The sequence below is a fragment of the Microbacterium sp. RD1 genome, assembly GCF_052220165.1.
Lineage (GTDB): Bacteria > Actinomycetota > Actinomycetes > Actinomycetales > Microbacteriaceae > Microbacterium.
The window spans coordinates 1,375,553-1,390,944 of sequence record NZ_JBQPOL010000001.1 but is presented as its reverse complement, the minus strand read 5'-3'; the positions used below and the strand labels follow the sequence as shown (position 1 = coordinate 1,390,944).

At 69.3% G+C, this 15,392-nt stretch carries 19 protein-coding genes; 10 read left to right on the top strand and 9 right to left on the bottom strand.

Annotation, left to right across the window (positions count from 1 at the left end):
- Positions 1 to 25: 25 nt before the first annotated feature.
- Positions 26 to 709, bottom strand: coding sequence for a DedA family protein (locus ACTU3I_RS06765; protein ID WP_442924893.1), 684 nt, complete (start codon positions 707 to 709; stop codon positions 26 to 28).
- 180 nt (positions 710 to 889) lie between these two features.
- Between ACTU3I_RS06765 and aspS the strand changes: the two genes are divergently transcribed.
- The 6 genes from aspS to ACTU3I_RS06735 all read left to right on the top strand — a co-directional run bounded on the left by aspS (position 890) and on the right by ACTU3I_RS06735 (position 7,668).
- Entirely contained in the window at positions 890 to 2,233 is a 1,344-nt protein-coding gene (gene aspS / locus ACTU3I_RS06760; RefSeq protein WP_442924892.1) for an aspartate--tRNA(Asn) ligase, read from the top strand.
- Between the two features lie 240 nt (positions 2,234 to 2,473).
- Positions 2,474 to 3,619 (top strand): ABC transporter substrate-binding protein, encoded by a 1,146-nt coding sequence (locus ACTU3I_RS06755; RefSeq protein ID WP_442924891.1) that lies wholly within the window; start codon positions 2,474 to 2,476, stop codon positions 3,617 to 3,619.
- Positions 3,616 to 4,557, top strand: a complete 942-nt coding sequence (locus tag ACTU3I_RS06750) for an ABC transporter permease (protein ID WP_442924890.1) — start codon at positions 3,616 to 3,618, stop codon at positions 4,555 to 4,557. The genes ACTU3I_RS06755 and ACTU3I_RS06750 overlap by 4 nt, the downstream gene beginning before the upstream one ends.
- Positions 4,554 to 5,357 carry an ABC transporter permease gene (locus ACTU3I_RS06745; RefSeq protein WP_442924889.1) on the top strand — a complete coding sequence of 268 codons (804 nt, stop codon included), beginning with the start codon at positions 4,554 to 4,556 and terminating at the stop codon, positions 5,355 to 5,357. Before ACTU3I_RS06750 ends, ACTU3I_RS06745 begins: the two co-directional genes overlap by 4 nt.
- Entirely contained in the window at positions 5,354 to 6,457 is a 1,104-nt protein-coding gene (locus ACTU3I_RS06740) for an ABC transporter ATP-binding protein (RefSeq protein ID WP_442924888.1), read from the top strand. The genes ACTU3I_RS06745 and ACTU3I_RS06740 overlap by 4 nt, the downstream gene beginning before the upstream one ends.
- 38 nt (positions 6,458 to 6,495) lie before the next feature.
- Positions 6,496 to 7,668, top strand: coding sequence for a mechanosensitive ion channel family protein (locus tag ACTU3I_RS06735; protein ID WP_442924887.1), 1,173 nt, complete (start codon positions 6,496 to 6,498; stop codon positions 7,666 to 7,668).
- Between the two features lie 7 nt (positions 7,669 to 7,675).
- Here ACTU3I_RS06735 and ACTU3I_RS06730 read toward each other — a convergent pair whose 3' ends face one another.
- From ACTU3I_RS06730 to ACTU3I_RS06705, 6 genes are all read right to left on the bottom strand, one after another.
- Entirely contained in the window at positions 7,676 to 7,978 is a 303-nt protein-coding gene (locus tag ACTU3I_RS06730; RefSeq protein WP_442924886.1) for a Dabb family protein, read from the bottom strand.
- The gene (locus ACTU3I_RS06725) at positions 7,975 to 8,259 is read right to left on the bottom strand and encodes a glutaredoxin family protein (protein ID WP_442924885.1); all 285 of its coding nucleotides are present in this window, start codon (positions 8,257 to 8,259) and stop codon (positions 7,975 to 7,977) included. The genes ACTU3I_RS06730 and ACTU3I_RS06725 overlap by 4 nt, the downstream gene beginning before the upstream one ends.
- A gap of 38 nt (positions 8,260 to 8,297) precedes the next feature.
- Entirely contained in the window at positions 8,298 to 8,591 is a 294-nt protein-coding gene (locus ACTU3I_RS06720) for a rhodanese-like domain-containing protein (protein ID WP_442924884.1), read from the bottom strand.
- 75 nt (positions 8,592 to 8,666) lie between these two features.
- Complete coding sequence (locus ACTU3I_RS06715; protein WP_003792170.1) at positions 8,667 to 8,765, bottom strand: 30S ribosomal protein bS22; 99 nt, start codon at positions 8,763 to 8,765, stop codon at positions 8,667 to 8,669.
- Between the two features lie 84 nt (positions 8,766 to 8,849).
- Positions 8,850 to 9,041, bottom strand: coding sequence for a helix-turn-helix domain-containing protein (locus ACTU3I_RS06710; RefSeq protein ID WP_442924883.1), 192 nt, complete (start codon positions 9,039 to 9,041; stop codon positions 8,850 to 8,852).
- Between the two features lie 103 nt (positions 9,042 to 9,144).
- On the bottom strand, positions 9,145 to 10,083 hold the full coding sequence (locus ACTU3I_RS06705; protein ID WP_442924882.1) for a TetR/AcrR family transcriptional regulator C-terminal domain-containing protein: 939 nt from the start codon (positions 10,081 to 10,083) through the stop codon (positions 9,145 to 9,147).
- An 82-nt stretch (positions 10,084 to 10,165) separates the two neighbouring features.
- On the opposite strand from ACTU3I_RS06705, the gene ACTU3I_RS06700 reads away from it, so the two are divergent.
- Entirely contained in the window at positions 10,166 to 11,050 is an 885-nt protein-coding gene (locus tag ACTU3I_RS06700; RefSeq protein WP_442924881.1) for an ATP-binding cassette domain-containing protein, read from the top strand.
- Positions 11,047 to 11,835 (top strand): ABC transporter permease, encoded by a 789-nt coding sequence (locus tag ACTU3I_RS06695; protein ID WP_442924880.1) that lies wholly within the window; start codon positions 11,047 to 11,049, stop codon positions 11,833 to 11,835. The genes ACTU3I_RS06700 and ACTU3I_RS06695 overlap by 4 nt, the downstream gene beginning before the upstream one ends.
- Before the next feature lie 11 nt (positions 11,836 to 11,846).
- Here ACTU3I_RS06695 and ACTU3I_RS06690 read toward each other — a convergent pair whose 3' ends face one another.
- On the bottom strand, positions 11,847 to 12,242 hold the full coding sequence (locus ACTU3I_RS06690) for an ArsR/SmtB family transcription factor (protein WP_442924879.1): 396 nt from the start codon (positions 12,240 to 12,242) through the stop codon (positions 11,847 to 11,849).
- Positions 12,243 to 12,342: 100 nt separating this feature from the next.
- On the opposite strand from ACTU3I_RS06690, the gene ACTU3I_RS06685 reads away from it, so the two are divergent.
- Positions 12,343 to 13,785, top strand: a complete 1,443-nt coding sequence (locus ACTU3I_RS06685; protein WP_442925307.1) for a TrkH family potassium uptake protein — start codon at positions 12,343 to 12,345, stop codon at positions 13,783 to 13,785.
- Positions 13,778 to 14,449 (top strand): potassium channel family protein, encoded by a 672-nt coding sequence (locus ACTU3I_RS06680; RefSeq protein ID WP_442924878.1) that lies wholly within the window; start codon positions 13,778 to 13,780, stop codon positions 14,447 to 14,449. Before ACTU3I_RS06685 ends, ACTU3I_RS06680 begins: the two co-directional genes overlap by 8 nt.
- A 61-nt stretch (positions 14,450 to 14,510) precedes the next feature.
- On the opposite strand, the gene proC is transcribed toward ACTU3I_RS06680, so the two are convergent.
- Positions 14,511 to 15,356: a pyrroline-5-carboxylate reductase gene (gene proC / locus ACTU3I_RS06675; protein ID WP_442924877.1), complete on the bottom strand. Its 846-nt coding sequence runs from the start codon at positions 15,354 to 15,356 to the stop codon at positions 14,511 to 14,513.
- Between the last annotated feature and the right edge of the window lie 36 nt (positions 15,357 to 15,392).

The following is a 15,392-nucleotide window of genomic DNA, read 5'->3' as shown; positions in this document are numbered from 1 at the left end:
GCTGAGGAAGGTCGCCGTCGAGAGGTCAGGCGCTGTCGGGCTGTTCATCGCGGCGGGAGCGCACCGCCGCGCGGATGCGGACGACGAGGAACCAGACGACGGCGATCACGACGACGGCGATCACGAAGTACTGCAGCATGTCGGCGTAGGCCTCGACGACGTGCCAGTTCTCGCCGAGGAGGAACCCGGCCATCACGAAGATCGTGTTCCACACGGCGCTCCCGGCGGCGGTCAAGAGGCCGAAGGTCCACCAGCGCATCGCCGACACCCCCGCCGGGATCGAGATGAGGCTGCGGAAAAGAGGGATCATGCGCCCGAAGAAGACCGCGGCGGCGCCGTGACGCCGGAACCACGCGACGGTCTTGTCGATGTCGTCGACCTTCATCAGGGGGATCCACCCGGCGACTCTGCGGAGGCGGTCGGCGCCCAGCCACCGGCCGAGCCCGTACAGCACATAGGCTCCGATGACCGATCCGACGGTCGTCCAGATGAGCGCCTCGGCGAGGGTGAAGGATCCGCGGCTGGCGGTGAGCCCCGCCATCGGGAGCACGACCTCGCTCGGCAGCGGCGGGAAGAGGTTCTCCAGGGCGATCGCGACGCCGGCGCCGATCGGGCCGATCACCTCCATGAGCGAGACTGTCCAGTCGGCGAGCGCGGTCAGCCAGGAGCCGTCTGAAGAGGCGCTGGCGGCGAGGAGGGTGTTCGTCATGAGGTTTCCGGGGGTCGGCCCGCTCCCACCCTACGAAGGGAGACCTGGTCGAAGCCTGGGGGCTCTCCCCCGCAGTCGTTCGGGTTATCCGGATGTTCTCCTCGACGTCACCGGGGGCCGCCACGACCATCGCGAGGCCGCCGGCGGTGACGCTCGGGGCCCGCACGTAGACTGCCCCTTGTGAGTGAACGCGTTCTCGTGAAGCAGCTGCAGGCCCTCCCCGACGGCGCCGTCTCGGTGTCGGGATGGGTCGAGACGGTGCGCGATCAGAAGAAGGTGCAGTTCGTCATCCTGCGCGACGAGACGGGCGCGGTGCAGCTGGTGAACCCCGCGACGCGCGAGGTCGCCGACGACGCCGATGCCGCCGCATCCGCCGCACTGGCGCTGACCGAGTCGATCTCGAACCTGGCGACCGGCACGTTCCTCACGGTGCACGGCGAGCTCAAGCACGACGAGCGCGTGAAGCTCGGCGGCGTGGAGATCAAGGTGCGTGCGCTCGACATCGCCGCCGCGGCCCTGCCGGAGACGCCCATCGCCGCCGACAGCGGGCTCGACAAGCGCATGGACTGGCGCTTCCTCGACCTGCGTCAGGCACGCAACAACCTCATCTTCCGCGTGCAGACGACTCTGGAGCACGCCATGCGCACGTACTGGATCGAGCGCGACTACATCGAGATCCACTCCCCCAAGCTCATGTCGAGCCCCTCGGAGTCCAACGCCGAGCTGTTCAGCATGGAGTACTTCGAAGACAAGACGGCCTACCTCGCCCAGAGCCCGCAGCACTTCAAGCAGATGGCGCAGTCGGCCGGTTTCGGCAAGATCTTCGAGATCGGCGACGTCTTCCGGGCCGACCCGTCGTTCACGTCGCGGCACGCGACGGAGTTCACGTCGGTGGACGCCGAGATCAGCTGGATCGACTCGCACGAAGACGTCGCGCGGATGCAGGAGGAGCTCCTGCAGTTCGCCATCCAGGCCGTGAAGGACAAGCACGGCGCCGACATCGAGGAACTGTTCGGCATCGACGTCGTCGTTCCGACCGTGCCGTTCCCGCGCATCCCGCTGGCCGAGGCGCGGGAGACCGTGAAGCAGCGCGGGTACGAGATCCCGCGCACCGACGGCGACCTCGACCCGGAGGGCGAGCGTCAGGTCGCCGCCTACATCGAAGAGACGTACGGCCACCAGTTCGTCTTCGTCACCGACTACCACCCCGAGATCCGCCCGTACTACCACATGCGCGATCCCGACACCGGGCTCACGAAGTCGTACGACCTGCTGTTCAAGGGCGTCGAGATCACCACGGGCGCGCAGCGCGAGCACCGCGTGCGCGTGCTCGAGGAGCAGGCCGTGGAGAAGGGGCTCGACCTGGCCGGCGTCGCCGACTACCTCGACTTCTTCCGCTACGGCACCCCGCCCCACGGCGGTTTCGGCATGGGTCTCGCCCGGCTGCTGATGCTGCTCCTCGGCGAGAGCAGCATCCGCGAGGTGACCTTCCTCTTCCGCGGTCCGACCCGCCTCGCCCCGTAGTCCCGGCACGGCAGCCCCTCTCGCACACAGACGCCTGCCGAACTCCTCAAGAGCGGCGCCGGCAATCGCGGCGACCGCGTGAACGCGCGGCCTGGCCGGGCCGGGCAGTGCGATCTTGAGGAGTTGCGCGACCGGCCACCTCGAGTTCAACCGGGGACGGTCGAGCCGTCATGTGACGCGCATAGCTTCCTCTCGTCCGACCTCGCCCGTGCGCGGGGTCGTCGCACCCGAGAGGAACACATGTCATCCATCCTGTTGCGTCCCGGCCGACTGGTCGCGGGCGTCGCCCTCGCCGCCGCCGCGGCCCTCGCCCTGGCCGGTTGCGCCGGCGGCACCGCAGAGGCCTCCAGCCAGAGCGAGTCCGGCGCCGACGCGGCCGCCGCCACGAGCGTCGCGGACTTCGGCTCGTTCGAGCAGCTCGAAGAGGCAGCCAGGGCCGAGGGTCAGCTCAACGTCATCGCGCTTCCCCGCGACTGGGCGAACTACGGCGAGATCCTCGACCTGTTCGCCGAGCAGTACCCCGAGATCACGATCAACGAGCAGTCGCCCGACATCTCCAGCGCCGAGGAGATCCAGGCCGCGGAGACCAACGAGGGACTGGACACCGCGCCGGACGTCTTCGACCTGGGCCTCACCGTCGCGCTGCAGAACACCGACTGGTTCGCCCCCTACCAGGTGCAGACGTGGGACGACATCCCCGACGCCCTCAAGGAGCCGTCGGGTCTATTCGTCGGAGACTACGGCGGCTACATGTCGATCGGCTACGACTCGGCCCGTTTCGACGCCCCGGAGACGCTCGACGACCTGCTCGGCGACGACTACCGCGGTGCCGTGGCCATCAACGGTGATCCGACCCAGGCCGGCGCCGCGTTCGCCGCGGTCGGTCTCGCCACGGTCCAGTCCGAGGGATCGCTCGACGACTTCCAGCCGGGCATCGACTTCTTCAGCGACCTCAACGCCGCGGGCAACATGCTCAAGCTCGATGTGACCAGCGCGACCGTCGCCAGCGGCGAGACGCCGGTCGTCTTCGACTGGGACTACCTCAACGCTGCCCACACGGCCGATCTGCCGACGTGGGAGACTGTCGTTCTCCCCGGCATCGGCTACGCCGGCTACTACAACCAGGCGATCAACAAGGATGCTCCGCACCCGGCCGCCGCGCGCCTGTGGCAGGAGTTCCTCTACAGCGACGACGTGCAGAACCTGTGGCTGAAGGGCGGCGCACGTCCTGCCCGCATGGAGGCGATGGTCGAGGCCGGCACGATCGACGAGGACCTCGCCGCGGCGTTGCCGGAAGCGCCCGAGGAGACTGTCGTTCCCACCGAGGAGCAGTCCACGAACGCGGGGACGCTGCTGGGTGAGAAGTGGGCCGCAGCGGTCCAGTGACCACCGACGTTCTCGACGGTCCCCCGCTGGACCGTGTGACGAGCCCCGTGGCGCCGGAGCCTTCCGCTCCCGCGCCACGGGGCGACGGGCGGCCGCGCGACTGGTCGTGGCTCGGGCTTGTTCCCTTCGCCGCCTACGTCCTGCTCTTCCTCGCCCTCCCCACCGTCCTGGCGCTGGGCTCCGGTCTGTTCGACGGGGAGGGGACGCTCACCGGTGAGAACCTCGCCGCCCTCACCGACCCCGTCATCCTGGCCACGTTCTGGAACTCCACATGGGTGTCCGTCGTCACCGCGGCCGTCGGGGCCCTCGTCGGCGCCCTCGTCTGCTGGGCGATGCTGGGCCTTCGCGAGACGGGTTTCGTCCGCACGACCGTCGACGCGGCATCCGGTGTGCTCGCCCAGTTCGGCGGTGTCATGCTCGCGTTCACGCTCATCGCCTCGATCGGAACGACCGGAGTGGTCACTGTCGCGCTCCGCGACTGGTTCGGGATCGAGCTCTACGCCGACGGTCCCTGGATCTACTCGCTCCCGGGCGTTGCGATCGCCTACATCATCTTCCAGGTTCCGCTCATGGTGATCACGTTCTTCCCGGCGATGTCGGCGCTGAAGCCGCAATGGGCCGAAGCACATCTCACGCTCGGCGGCACGCGCGGCGGCTTCTGGCTGCACGTGGGCATTCCCGTGCTCGCACCGTCGTTCCTGGCGAGTTTCCTGCTGTTGTTCGCCAACGCGTTCTCGTCGTATGCGACCGCCGCCGCGCTCGTGAGTCAGGGTTCGCAGATCGTGCCACTGCAGATCCGCACCGCCCTGACCAGTGAGACCCTCCTCGGTCGAGAGAACCTCGCCGGCGCGCTCGCGCTCGGGATGATCGTCGTCGTGGCCGTCGTCATGACGGCGTACGCGCTGGTGCAGCGCCGCGCCGCACGGTGGCAGGCATGAATCCGCTCGCGCCACCGGCGGTCGTCCGCTGGGTGATCGGCGTCGCGGTGGGACTCTTCTTCGCCGTCCCGTTCGTCGGCACGCTGCTGTTCACTCTGCGCCTGCCCGATGGCGGGTACACACTCGATCGGTGGACCGGCCTGTTCGATCCCGCGAACGCCCGGGCTCTCGCGCCGCTGTGGACCGGGCTCGGCAACTCGCTCCTGCTCGCCGCGGTCACGGTGGCGATCGTCCTGGTGCTGTTCACGCCGACGATGGTGCTGGTCGCGCTGCGCTTCCCCGCCCTCCGCCGCGTGTTCGAGTTCCTCGCCCTCCTGCCCATCTCGATTCCCGCCATCGTGCTCGTGGTCGGGCTCTCGCCGATCTACCTCTCGATCGGCCGCACCCTCGGGACCGGCGCATGGACTCTCGCGTTCGCCTACGGCATCCTCGTGCTGCCCTTCACCTATCGCGCGATCCAGGCCTCGATCGATGCGATCGATCTGCGCACTCTCTCCGAGGCGGCTCGCACGCTCGGGGCCGGCTGGCTCACCGTGCTCGTGCGCGTGATCGTGCCCAACCTCCGCACCGGACTCCTCGCTGCCGCCCTGATCACCGTCGCCGTGGTCCTGGGCGAGTTCACGATCGCGTCGCTGCTCAACCGTCAGGTGCTGCAGACCGCCCTGGTCGTCATCAACCGGCAGGACGCGTGGACCGCGGCCATCTTCACCCTCCTCGCGCTCGCCTTCGCGTTCGCGCTGCTGCTTCTCATCGGTCGCGCCGGCCGCGTCGGCGCCGCACGGCAAAGGAAGACCTCATGACGATCGCCGACGCCCCGCGCTCGCTGCCCCGCACATCCGACAACGCCCTCCTGGCGGAGGCGGGCGAGGGGACCCGCGTGCAGTTCCGCGGCGTCGTGAAGGACTACGGCGCGACGCGGGTCCTGCACGGTGTCGATCTCGACATCGCCCCCGGCGAGTTCGTATCGCTCCTCGGTCCCTCCGGATGCGGCAAGACGACGGCGCTGCGCGTTCTCGCCGGGCTCGAACGAGCCACCGGCGGCGAGGTGCTCCTCGGCGGGCGCGACGTGTCGGCGGTGCCGACCAACAAGCGTGACATCGGGATGGTGTTCCAGTCGTACTCGCTCTTCCCGCACCTGCGCGTGCTGGACAACACCGCGTTCGGGCTCCGCCGTCGTGGCGTCGGCAGAGCGGATGCCGCCAGACGCGCTCGCGACGCTCTCGAGCTGGTGGGGCTGGGCCACCTCGCCGACCGCTTCGTGCACCAGCTCTCCGGCGGTCAGCAGCAGCGGGTCGCGCTGGCCCGCGCGCTCGTGACCGAGCCGCGCGTTCTGCTTCTGGACGAGCCGCTGTCCGCCCTCGACGCGAAGGTGCGGGTGCAGCTACGCGACGAGATCCGCCGCATCCAGCTGCGCCTGGGGATCACGACGGTGTTCGTCACGCACGATCAGGAGGAGGCGCTGGCCGTGTCCGACCGCATCGCCGTGATGGCGGCGGGCCGCATCGAGCAGGTGGGCTCTCCCGAGGACCTGTATCTGCGCCCCGCGACAGCGGGGGTCGCCGCGTTCGTCGGCATCTCCAGCGTCGTGCCGGGCATCGTGAGCGGCGGCACCGTGGAGGTCTGGGGCATGGATCTGCCGCTGCAGGGCGAGGCGCCCGACGGCCACGGGGAGGTGTTCCTGCGCCCGGAGAACGTGCGCCTCGTCGGTGCCGGCGAGCCCGGCGTGGATGCGACCGTGCAGGAGAGCACCTTCCTCGGCAGCTACCGTCGCACCCTGGTGCGCACGGCGGACGGCACGCTCGTGCGCGTGCAGCATGCCGCCGGCGAGCGGGTCGAGTTCGAGGAGGCGGTGCGTATCGGCGTGGTGCCGAGCCCCGTCCTCGCGCGGCCCGTCGGCTGACAGCATCCGCGGAGGCGGGCTGCGTAGGGTGGGTCCCCATGCTCGACAACCCCTGGCTGATCTTCGCACTCACCTTCGTCGCCTCCGTCGTCGGCGCCCTGATCTTCACGGCCGTCGTCGCCCTCATCACGCGCCTCATCGCCCGCCGGCGGCATTGGCCGGAGAGCCTCATCCGCCACGCCCGGCGCCCCTTCCGCGTGGTCGTGCTGCTCGCCGGCGTGTGGATCGCGGTCGGTCTGGCGTTCCCCGACGCCTCGTGGCTCCCGGCGCTCACGCAGATCCTGACGATCCTCGTGATCGTCGCGTCGGCCTGGCTTCTCGCGGCGCTGGTCACCTTCGCCACCGACGTGACGCTGGGCCGTCACCGCATCGACGTCCCCGACAACCGCGTCGCCCGTCGCATCCGCACGCAGACCCTCATCGTGCGGCGCCTCGCGATCGCGATCATCGTCGTGATCGCGATCGGGGCGATCCTGCTGACCTTCCCGGCGGTGCGCGCGGTGGGAGCGAGCGTCCTCGCGTCGGCCGGGATCGCGTCGATCGTCGCGGGACTCGCGGCGCAGTCCGTGCTGGCCAACATGTTCGCGGGGCTGCAGCTGGCGTTCAGCGATGCCCTCCGCGTCGACGACGTCGTGGTCGTCGAGGAACAGTGGGGCAGGGTGGGCGAGATCACCCTCAGCTACGTCGTGCTCGACCTCTGGGACGACCGGCGCCTGGTGCTCCCCTGTACCTACTTCACGTCGCAGCCGTTCGAGAACTGGACGCGACAGGGCAGCGAGCTGCTCGGTTCGGTGGAGTTCGATGTCGACTGGCGCGTGTCACCGGGGCGGATGCGGACGCAGCTGGAGGCGGTGCTCGCCCGCACCGACCTCTGGGACCAGCGCGCGTCCGTGCTGCAGGTGACCGAGGCCACCGGCGGCTTCGTGCGCATCCGCATCCTGGTCACCGCCGCCGACGCGCCCACCCTGTTCGATCTGCGCTGCTACGTGCGCGAGGCGATGGTGACGTGGCTGCAGAGCGAGATGCCGGCGGCTCTTCCCGTACAGCGGGTGCTCGTGACCGACCCCGAGACGCGCCGCACCGCCGAACCCCACTCCGGGCGGCACGAGGGCCTGTTCACGGGCAGCAGCGCCGCCGAGGAGCGCGCGTCGGCGTTCACGAACGCCATCCCCGTGCAATCGGGAGACGACGAAGATCAGACGCCGCGTTAGCGCGGCGTCAGATCGGAAGGTCGATCGCGGCGCGATCGGAGACGACCGACCGCACGAACGCCGTCGCCTCCTGGTGTGCGGGGTGCGCCTGGTAACGCTCGAGCGCATCGACATCGGCGAAATCGGCGACTAGGGCGAGGTCCCAGTTCGTGGCGGGGTACGCCACGTTCGGGGCCACCTCCATGCGCTGGATCTCCTCCACCACACCCACCAGCGCGAGCAGGCGCTCCGCGGCCTGCTCGGCGTGGAGCGCGCGAGTGTCGGCGTCCTCCGCCGCGAGCTTCCAGAGGACGATGTGGCGGATGCTCACGCGGAGGCTCCTTCGGATGGGCCGGCGGCGTTCAGCACGGCGGCTCGGAGGCGGTCGGCGGAGACCCGCCAATGAGCGTGCAGTGCCCCGTCGATGAGGACGACGGGGACTTTCTCCCACCACAGGTCGTACAGTCCACGATCGTCGGAAATCGAGGAGCGCTCGATCACGACGGACTCGGCGACGTCATCCGGGAGCCCCGCGACGACGGTCTCGACGATCTCTTCGGCGACGTCGCACAGGTGGCAGTCGGGCTTGCCGATGACCGTCAGGGTGGGCACCCCTCGATCCTATTGAGCCGCGGAGGCGGCAGACGCCATCAGCGCTCGAGGTCGTAGCCGGCCTCGGCCCAGGCGCCGGTGCCGCCGTCGACGTTCGTCGCGTCCAGACCGCGCGCGGTGAGCGCTTCGACGACACGTGCCGAGCGGCCCCCGACCTGGCAGATCACGTCGAACGGACCCTCGGGAAGCTCGTCGAGGTGATCGCCGAGGGTCGACATCGGCACGTTCACGGCCCCGGGTACGTGACCGGCGGCGAACTCGTCGGGCTCTCGCACGTCGATGAGGGGCACGCCCTCACGCTCGCGCAGCTGCTGGACGGTGATGGACTGCATGACTGCTCCTCGACCTCGGATGGGACGAACACGAAGCGCCCGTCACATCGGACAGGCGCTCGGTGCGGTGGCCGCTTACTTCTTGTTGCGGCGCTGGTGACGAGTCTTGCGAAGCAGCTTGCGGTGCTTCTTCTTCGCCATGCGCTTGCGGCGCTTCTTGATGACAGAACCCACGGAAAACCTCACTATGTCAGGGGTCTGGGAGTCGCTCAGCGACGCCCGGGAGCAGGCAGGTGCGGAAAAATGCCTCGGATCAGTCTAGCCGACGTCGGAGACGGGCCGTTGCAAGGCCTCGACCACGGCCGATTCGGGCACGCGGTAGCTGCGTCCGAACCGCACCGCCGGGAGTTCTCCGGCGTGCACGAGACGGTAGACCGTCATCTTCGACACCCGCATGAGCTCAGCCACCTCGGCGACGGTGAGGAATCGAACGTCCGGCAACTCAGCCATGGCGTCTCCATCCTCCCAGCAGTGTGCTGGACACACTCTAGGGTCTTTGCGGGACGTGTGTAAACCGACGTTGCTGCTGTGACTGGCGCTCGGGGGGAACGCCTCACGCCCCGCGCGCCGCGCGGGCGGCGCGCTCCGACGCATCCTTCCGCGCCTGCCGTTCGAGCTTTCGAGCGTCGCGGAGCGCTTTCTCCGCGTCGCGCACCGCCTTGCGTGCCTCCCGATAGCGCTTGTCGTCCGCGAGCGCGGGGGCGGATGCGGAAGACAGCCATTCCGCGGGGGCATCGCGCTCACCGCCCGCAGACAGTCGATCGATGTACGCCGCCACGCCGTCCAAGATCCGCTCCACCCCGAAGGTGAACGGATCCGCCTCCGACCGGAAGACTCCCGCCTCCACCGCGCGACGGAGCGCGGGGTACTCCTCCGCGGTGATGAGGGCCGAGAACAGCGCGTCTTCCGACGCCGAGATCTCTTCCGGCGTCAGGCCGCGCTCCCGCGCTTGCCGCGCATACACCGACAGGATCGTCCCGTACCAGCGCGCGTGGCCTGTCACCAGCAGGGCCACGGACAACCGCTCGTCCTCGGTGAGAGGCGTCTCGCCCAGAGCATCCAGCATGACGTCCATGTAAGCGGCGGAGTTCGGGGTGGCGGGGGAGCCGGTGATGGAGATGTCCAGCACCCAGGGATGCTCGATGTAGACCCCGACGGCGGCACGGAAGACCGCCATCAGCCGCGCGCGCCATCCGACCTCGTCACCGATGCTCTCGGGAGGAAGCCCGGTTGCCTGCTCCTGCATCAGGAGCATGAGATCGTCTTTCGCGCTGACATACCGGTACAGCGACATCGTCGTGTATCCCAAGCGCGCGGCCACCGCCGCCATCGAGACGGCCGCGAGCCCGTCCGCGTCGGCGATCTCGACCGCCGCCTCGACGATGCGCTCGACGCTCATCTCCCGCTTGGGGCCGCGCTGCGGGTCGGCGGCGACCCCCCAGGTGAGGGCGATGCCGCGGGGAAGCTCGACCTCGGCGCGTTCGTCTGACACGCCATCATCCTAGATCTGTTTATTGCGTACACAGTCTGTTATTGTCATACACAGTTTATGGCATACACAGTAAGGAGCCGCCATGGAACCGGCGATCATCGTCCGCGGGCTGACGAAGAGATTCCGCGGTCGCCCTGTTCTCGACGACCTCGATTTCGAGGTGGCGCCGGGCGAGATCTTCGCCCTGCTCGGCCCCAACGGCGCCGGCAAGACCACGACGATCTCGATCCTCACGACGCTGCTGCACCCGGACGCGGGCACCGCGGAGGTCGCCGGCTTCGACGTCGTCCAGCATCCGAGAGCCGTCCAGCGCCGAATCGCCTTGACCGGACAGTCCGCCGCCGTGGACGACGCCCTCACGGGAACCGAGAACCTCGTGATGATCGGGCGGCTGTCGGGCCTGAGTCCGCGCGAGGCGCGCGGACGCGCGGGCGAACTGATCGAGGGCTTCCAGCTCACGGACGCCGCGTCACGGCGCGTCGGCACCTACTCGGGCGGCATGAGACGTCGGCTGGACCTCGCGCTCAGCTTCGTCGTCACCCCCGCGGTGCTCTTCCTGGACGAGCCCACCACCGGACTGGACACCCGTAGCCGACGGGAGCTGTGGACCGTCATCCGAGAGCTTGCTGCGGCGGGGACCACGGTGTTTCTGACCACGCAATACCTCGAGGAAGCGGACCACCTCGCCGACCGGATCGCCGTCTTGCACGCCGGGCGGCTCGCCGCCACCGGGACGGCAGCGCAGCTGAAGGCGCGCGTGGGCGGCGACGCCGTCCACGTTCTCGACGACGCCGGCGAGCTGGTCGAGAGCATCCCGACGGACGGGACCGTCGGCGGCGTGCGCGCGGCCCTCGACCTGCTCGATGGGATGAGGGCGGAGGGAACGGTGATCCTTCACCGCCCCACGCTCGACGACGTGTTCCTCGCCCTCACCGATGCCCCCGCTGCCGAAAGGACCCCCTCATGAGCACCTCCGTCGCCATCCGCCCGCGTCTGTCCGGCCTCACCGCGGAGCGCGTCTTCGTGCGGCGCAGCCTCCTGCACTCGCTGCGTGACGGCGAGTCCGTGCTCATGGCGATCCTGCTGCCGGTGATGCTCATGCTCCTTTTCACCTTCGTGTTCGGCGGCGCCCTCGAGCCGGGCGGCGGATACGTCGACTACGTCGTGCCCGGCATCATCCTCACGTGCGCGGGCTTCGGAGCGTCATCGACCGCCCTCTATGTCGCCGGCGATATGAAGACGGGGATCATCGATCGATTCCGGACCATGCCGCTTCGGGCGGGTGCCGTCCTGACCGGACATGTCGTGGCGAGCCTGGTGAGAAACCTCCTCGCCACCGGCGTCGTCATCGGCGTCGCCGTCGCCGTCGGCTTCCGCCCCACCGGCGGGCTCGGGGATTGGATCGCGGCGATCGCCGTCATCTCGCTGTGGATCCTGGCCGTCACGTATCTCTTCGCGGCGATCGGCCTGGCGGCGAGAAGCCCCGAGGGCGCGAACGGCTACGGCTTCGTCCTGCTGTTCCTGCCGTATCTGTCGAGTGCTTTCGTGCCCGTGTCCACGATGCCGGTCTGGCTTCAGTGGCTCGCCGAGCATCAGCCGATCACTCCCATCATCGAGACGATCCGGGGTCTCCTCTTCGGCAGCGACGTGTCCGCGACCGCCGGATGGGCCGTCGCCTGGTGCGTCGGAATCCTGGCGGGAGCGCTCGTCTGGGGCGCCTGGCTGTTCCGGCGCCGCTCCGCCCGTCGCTGACGCGCCCGGCCTCAGCGGCCGGGGAACTTCCGCAGGGCCGAGGTCACGACGTGCTTCGCGGATGCGGCGGCACGACCGACCGCCTCGGCCGCATGCACGGCCGTCTCCGGCAGCGCCGGGGAGGCGGCGTCTTCGAGCGTGAAGAACGGCACGAGCCAGTCGTCGACTTCGTCCAGCGGCGCGGCCAGCAGGCTGTAGTACCGGTGCTGGCCGTCCTCGCGCACCGAGACGAGCTCGGCGTCGCGGAGCACCTTGAGATGCTTGGACACCGTGGGCTGGCTGATCCCCAGCGACTGCACGATCTGCGAGACGCTCGTGCCGTCCGAACCCGCGAGGGAGCGGTCCAGAAGAAGCTGGAGGATGTCTCGGCGCGTGCGGTCTGCGATCACGTCGAAGATGTCCGCCATGCGTTCAGATTAGCCGCGCCCGTCCGGGAGTACCATGAGCGGGTCCACAGGCCGGAGCGTTCCCCTCGAGCGCGCGCCGCGAGACGGAAGGGGCGACGCGATGGCGGCAGCGCCGGTGCGACCTCGGGCCCTCCCGGGATGGCGGCACGTGCTCGACGGCGGCTGGGACGCCGTGCGGAACCTGACGACGTCCTCCCCCGCACGGTTCGCCGTTCTCGTCTTCGTCGCGTTGATCCTGCTGTTCACGGCGCTGTACTCGCTCCCCGCCGCGGCCGCTGACGGCCAGCGCACCCCGCTGGCCGATGCGCTGTTCACGGCCGTGTCGACGATCTGCGTGACCGGTCTCGCGACGGTCGACATGTACTCGCACTGGTCGCCACTCGGCCACATCATCACCTACATCGGCGTCAACGTCGGCGCCCTGGGCGTGCTCACCCTCGCCTCGATCCTGGGCCTTGTCATCTCCAAGCGGCTCGGGCTCCGCGCGAAGCTCATTGCCGCCGGCGACTCCAATCCCCTCCGCGCCCACGGCGGCCCCGTGAACGAGGGCCAGACGGTGCGCCTCGGCGAGGTCGGTCAGCTGCTGTCGACCGTCGCTCTGTCCACCCTCGTCATCGAGGCCGGGCTCACGGTGCTGCTGTATCCGTCCCTGATCCTCGCCGGCATCGACCCGCTGGTGGCCCTGTGGGAGGCGCCGTACTACGCCGCCATGGCGTTCACCAACACCGGTTTCGTGCCCAACGCCGACGGCCTCGTCCCCTTCGGCGACGACTACTTCCTGCTCACCGTCCTCATGATCGGCGTCTTCCTCGGCTCGATCGGGTTCCCGGTGATCTTCACGCTGTGGCGCCACTACTGGCACGTGCGGCGATGGTCGCTCCACACCAAGCTGACGCTCATCACGACCGTGATCCTGTTCTTCGCCGGCGCCGGGGTGATCCTGCTGCTGGAGTACAACAACCCGAAGACGTTCGGAAGCCTCGACGCGTGGGACACGACGTTCCAAGCATTCTTCCTGTCCGCGATGACGCGGTCGGGCGGCTTCAGCACGATCCCCATCGGCGACATGCACGGCTCGACCCTCGTGGTCGGATCCATGCTGATGTTCGTGGGCGGCGGATCGGCATCCACCGCCGGCGGCATCAAGGTCACGACTCTGGCCGTGCTCGCTCTCGCCGTGTGGTCGGAGGCGAAGGGCCGCCCGTCGGTCGAGGCCTTCGGCCGCCGCATCCCGAGCGATGTGCAGCGCGTAGCCCTCTCCGTCGTGGCGTGGGGGGCGACGATCGTGGCGATCTCCACCGTGACGATCGGCCAGATCACACAGGCCCCCATCGAGGAGGTGCTGTTCGATGTCATCTCGGGCTTCGCGACCGTGGGGCTGTCGACCGGGCTCACCGCCGAGCTCCCCGACCCAGCCAAATACGTGCTCGCGCTCACGATGTTCATGGGGCGCATTGGTACAGTGACACTCGCCGCGGCCGTGGCCGCGACATCCCGTTCGCAGCTGTACTCGCTGCCCGTGGAAAGGCCCATCGTTGGTTGACCGCATCCGCAGCGACGCTCCCGTGCTCGTCATCGGGCTCGGACGATTCGGGGCCGCCTGCGCGGGCGAGCTCGATCGGCTCGATCGCGAGGTCCTCGCAATCGACGAGAGCCTCGATCTCGTGCAGAAGTGGTCGGAGCGGGTCACCCATGCGGTGCAGGCCGATGCGCGCAACATCGACGCCCTCAAGCAGATCGGCGCCCAGGACTTTCAGGTCGCCGTCGTGGCGGTCGGCTCGCTGATCGAGGCATCCGTCCTCATCACCGCGAACCTCGTCGACCTCAAGGTCCCCCAGATCTGGGCGAAGGCCGTGTCGCAGGCGCACGGCAAGATCCTCGCCCGCGTAGGCGCCAACCACGTCATCTACCCCGAGCGGGAGGCGGGCGAACGCGTCGCGCACCTCGTCAGCGGGCGGATGCTGGACTTCATCCGTTTCGACGACGACTTCGCGCTGGCCAAGCTCTACCCGCCGAAATTCATCCGCGGGGTCGGGCTGAACGAGTCGGGTGTGCGGACGAAGTACAACGTCACCGTCGTGGGGGTGAAGAGCCCGGGCAAGCCCTTCCGCTACGCCGAGGCCGACACCGTGGTGACGAACCACGACGTCATCATCGTGTCGGGGACCAACTCCGACATCGAGCGGTTCGCTTCGCTCGAGCGCTGACTGCAGTTGCGTGAATCGGCTGCGAAAACCGCGGTTTTCGCAGCCGATTCACGCAACTGGGTCAGGCGCCGACGGCGAGCTCACGCGCGCGGGCGAGGGCGGCATCGGTCGCGCGGCCGAGGAGCCCCGACAGATCCGCCTCCTGCAGCACGGCGATCGCACGCTCGGTCGTCCCCTTCGGGCTCGTGACCTTGCGACGCAGCTCCGCCGGGTCGTCATCGGAGTCGGCCAGGAGCGCCGCCGCGCCGATGAACGTCTGCTCGGCCAGGAGGCGCGCCTGGTCGTGATCGAAGCCCTTTCCCTCGGCGGCCTTGGTGAGCTCCTCTATGAGCAGGAACACGTACGCCGGTCCCGATCCGGAGATCGTGGACAGGGCGTCGATCTGCGCCTCCGGCACCTCCACCACCGCACCGACCGTCTCGAAGAGGCGGCGCACCACCGCGATGTCGTCCGGTGAGGCCGCCTCCTCGGCGGCGAGCCCCGTCACGGCCTTCCCGACGAAGGCCGGCGTATTGGGCATCGATCGCATGGCGACGACGTCCGGACCCAGCAGCTCGCGGAACGTCGCAAGCGGCACCCCTGCCGCGAGGCTCACCACGACGGTGCCGGCGTGAAGGTGCGGCGCGATCTCGCGAAGGAGGTCGGGGACCATGGCCGGCTTCACACCGACGAGAACGATGTCGGCGGCCGCGGCGGCGCGCGCATTGCCGTCGGGATCCTCTTCCAGGGCGATGCTGGTCACACCCGCGAACGCGGCGAGCGGCTCGGCCTTCGCGGTCGTCCGGTTGGTCGCAAGGATGCGCGGCGCAGCGCCGGAGGCGACGAGGCCGTGCAGGATCGCCCCGCCCATGGATCCAGCCCCCAGGAAGGCGACGGTCGGGATCTCGGCAGCCTCAGCGGTGATCATGGGCCCATCCTACGAGCGCGCATGATTCAGGCTTGC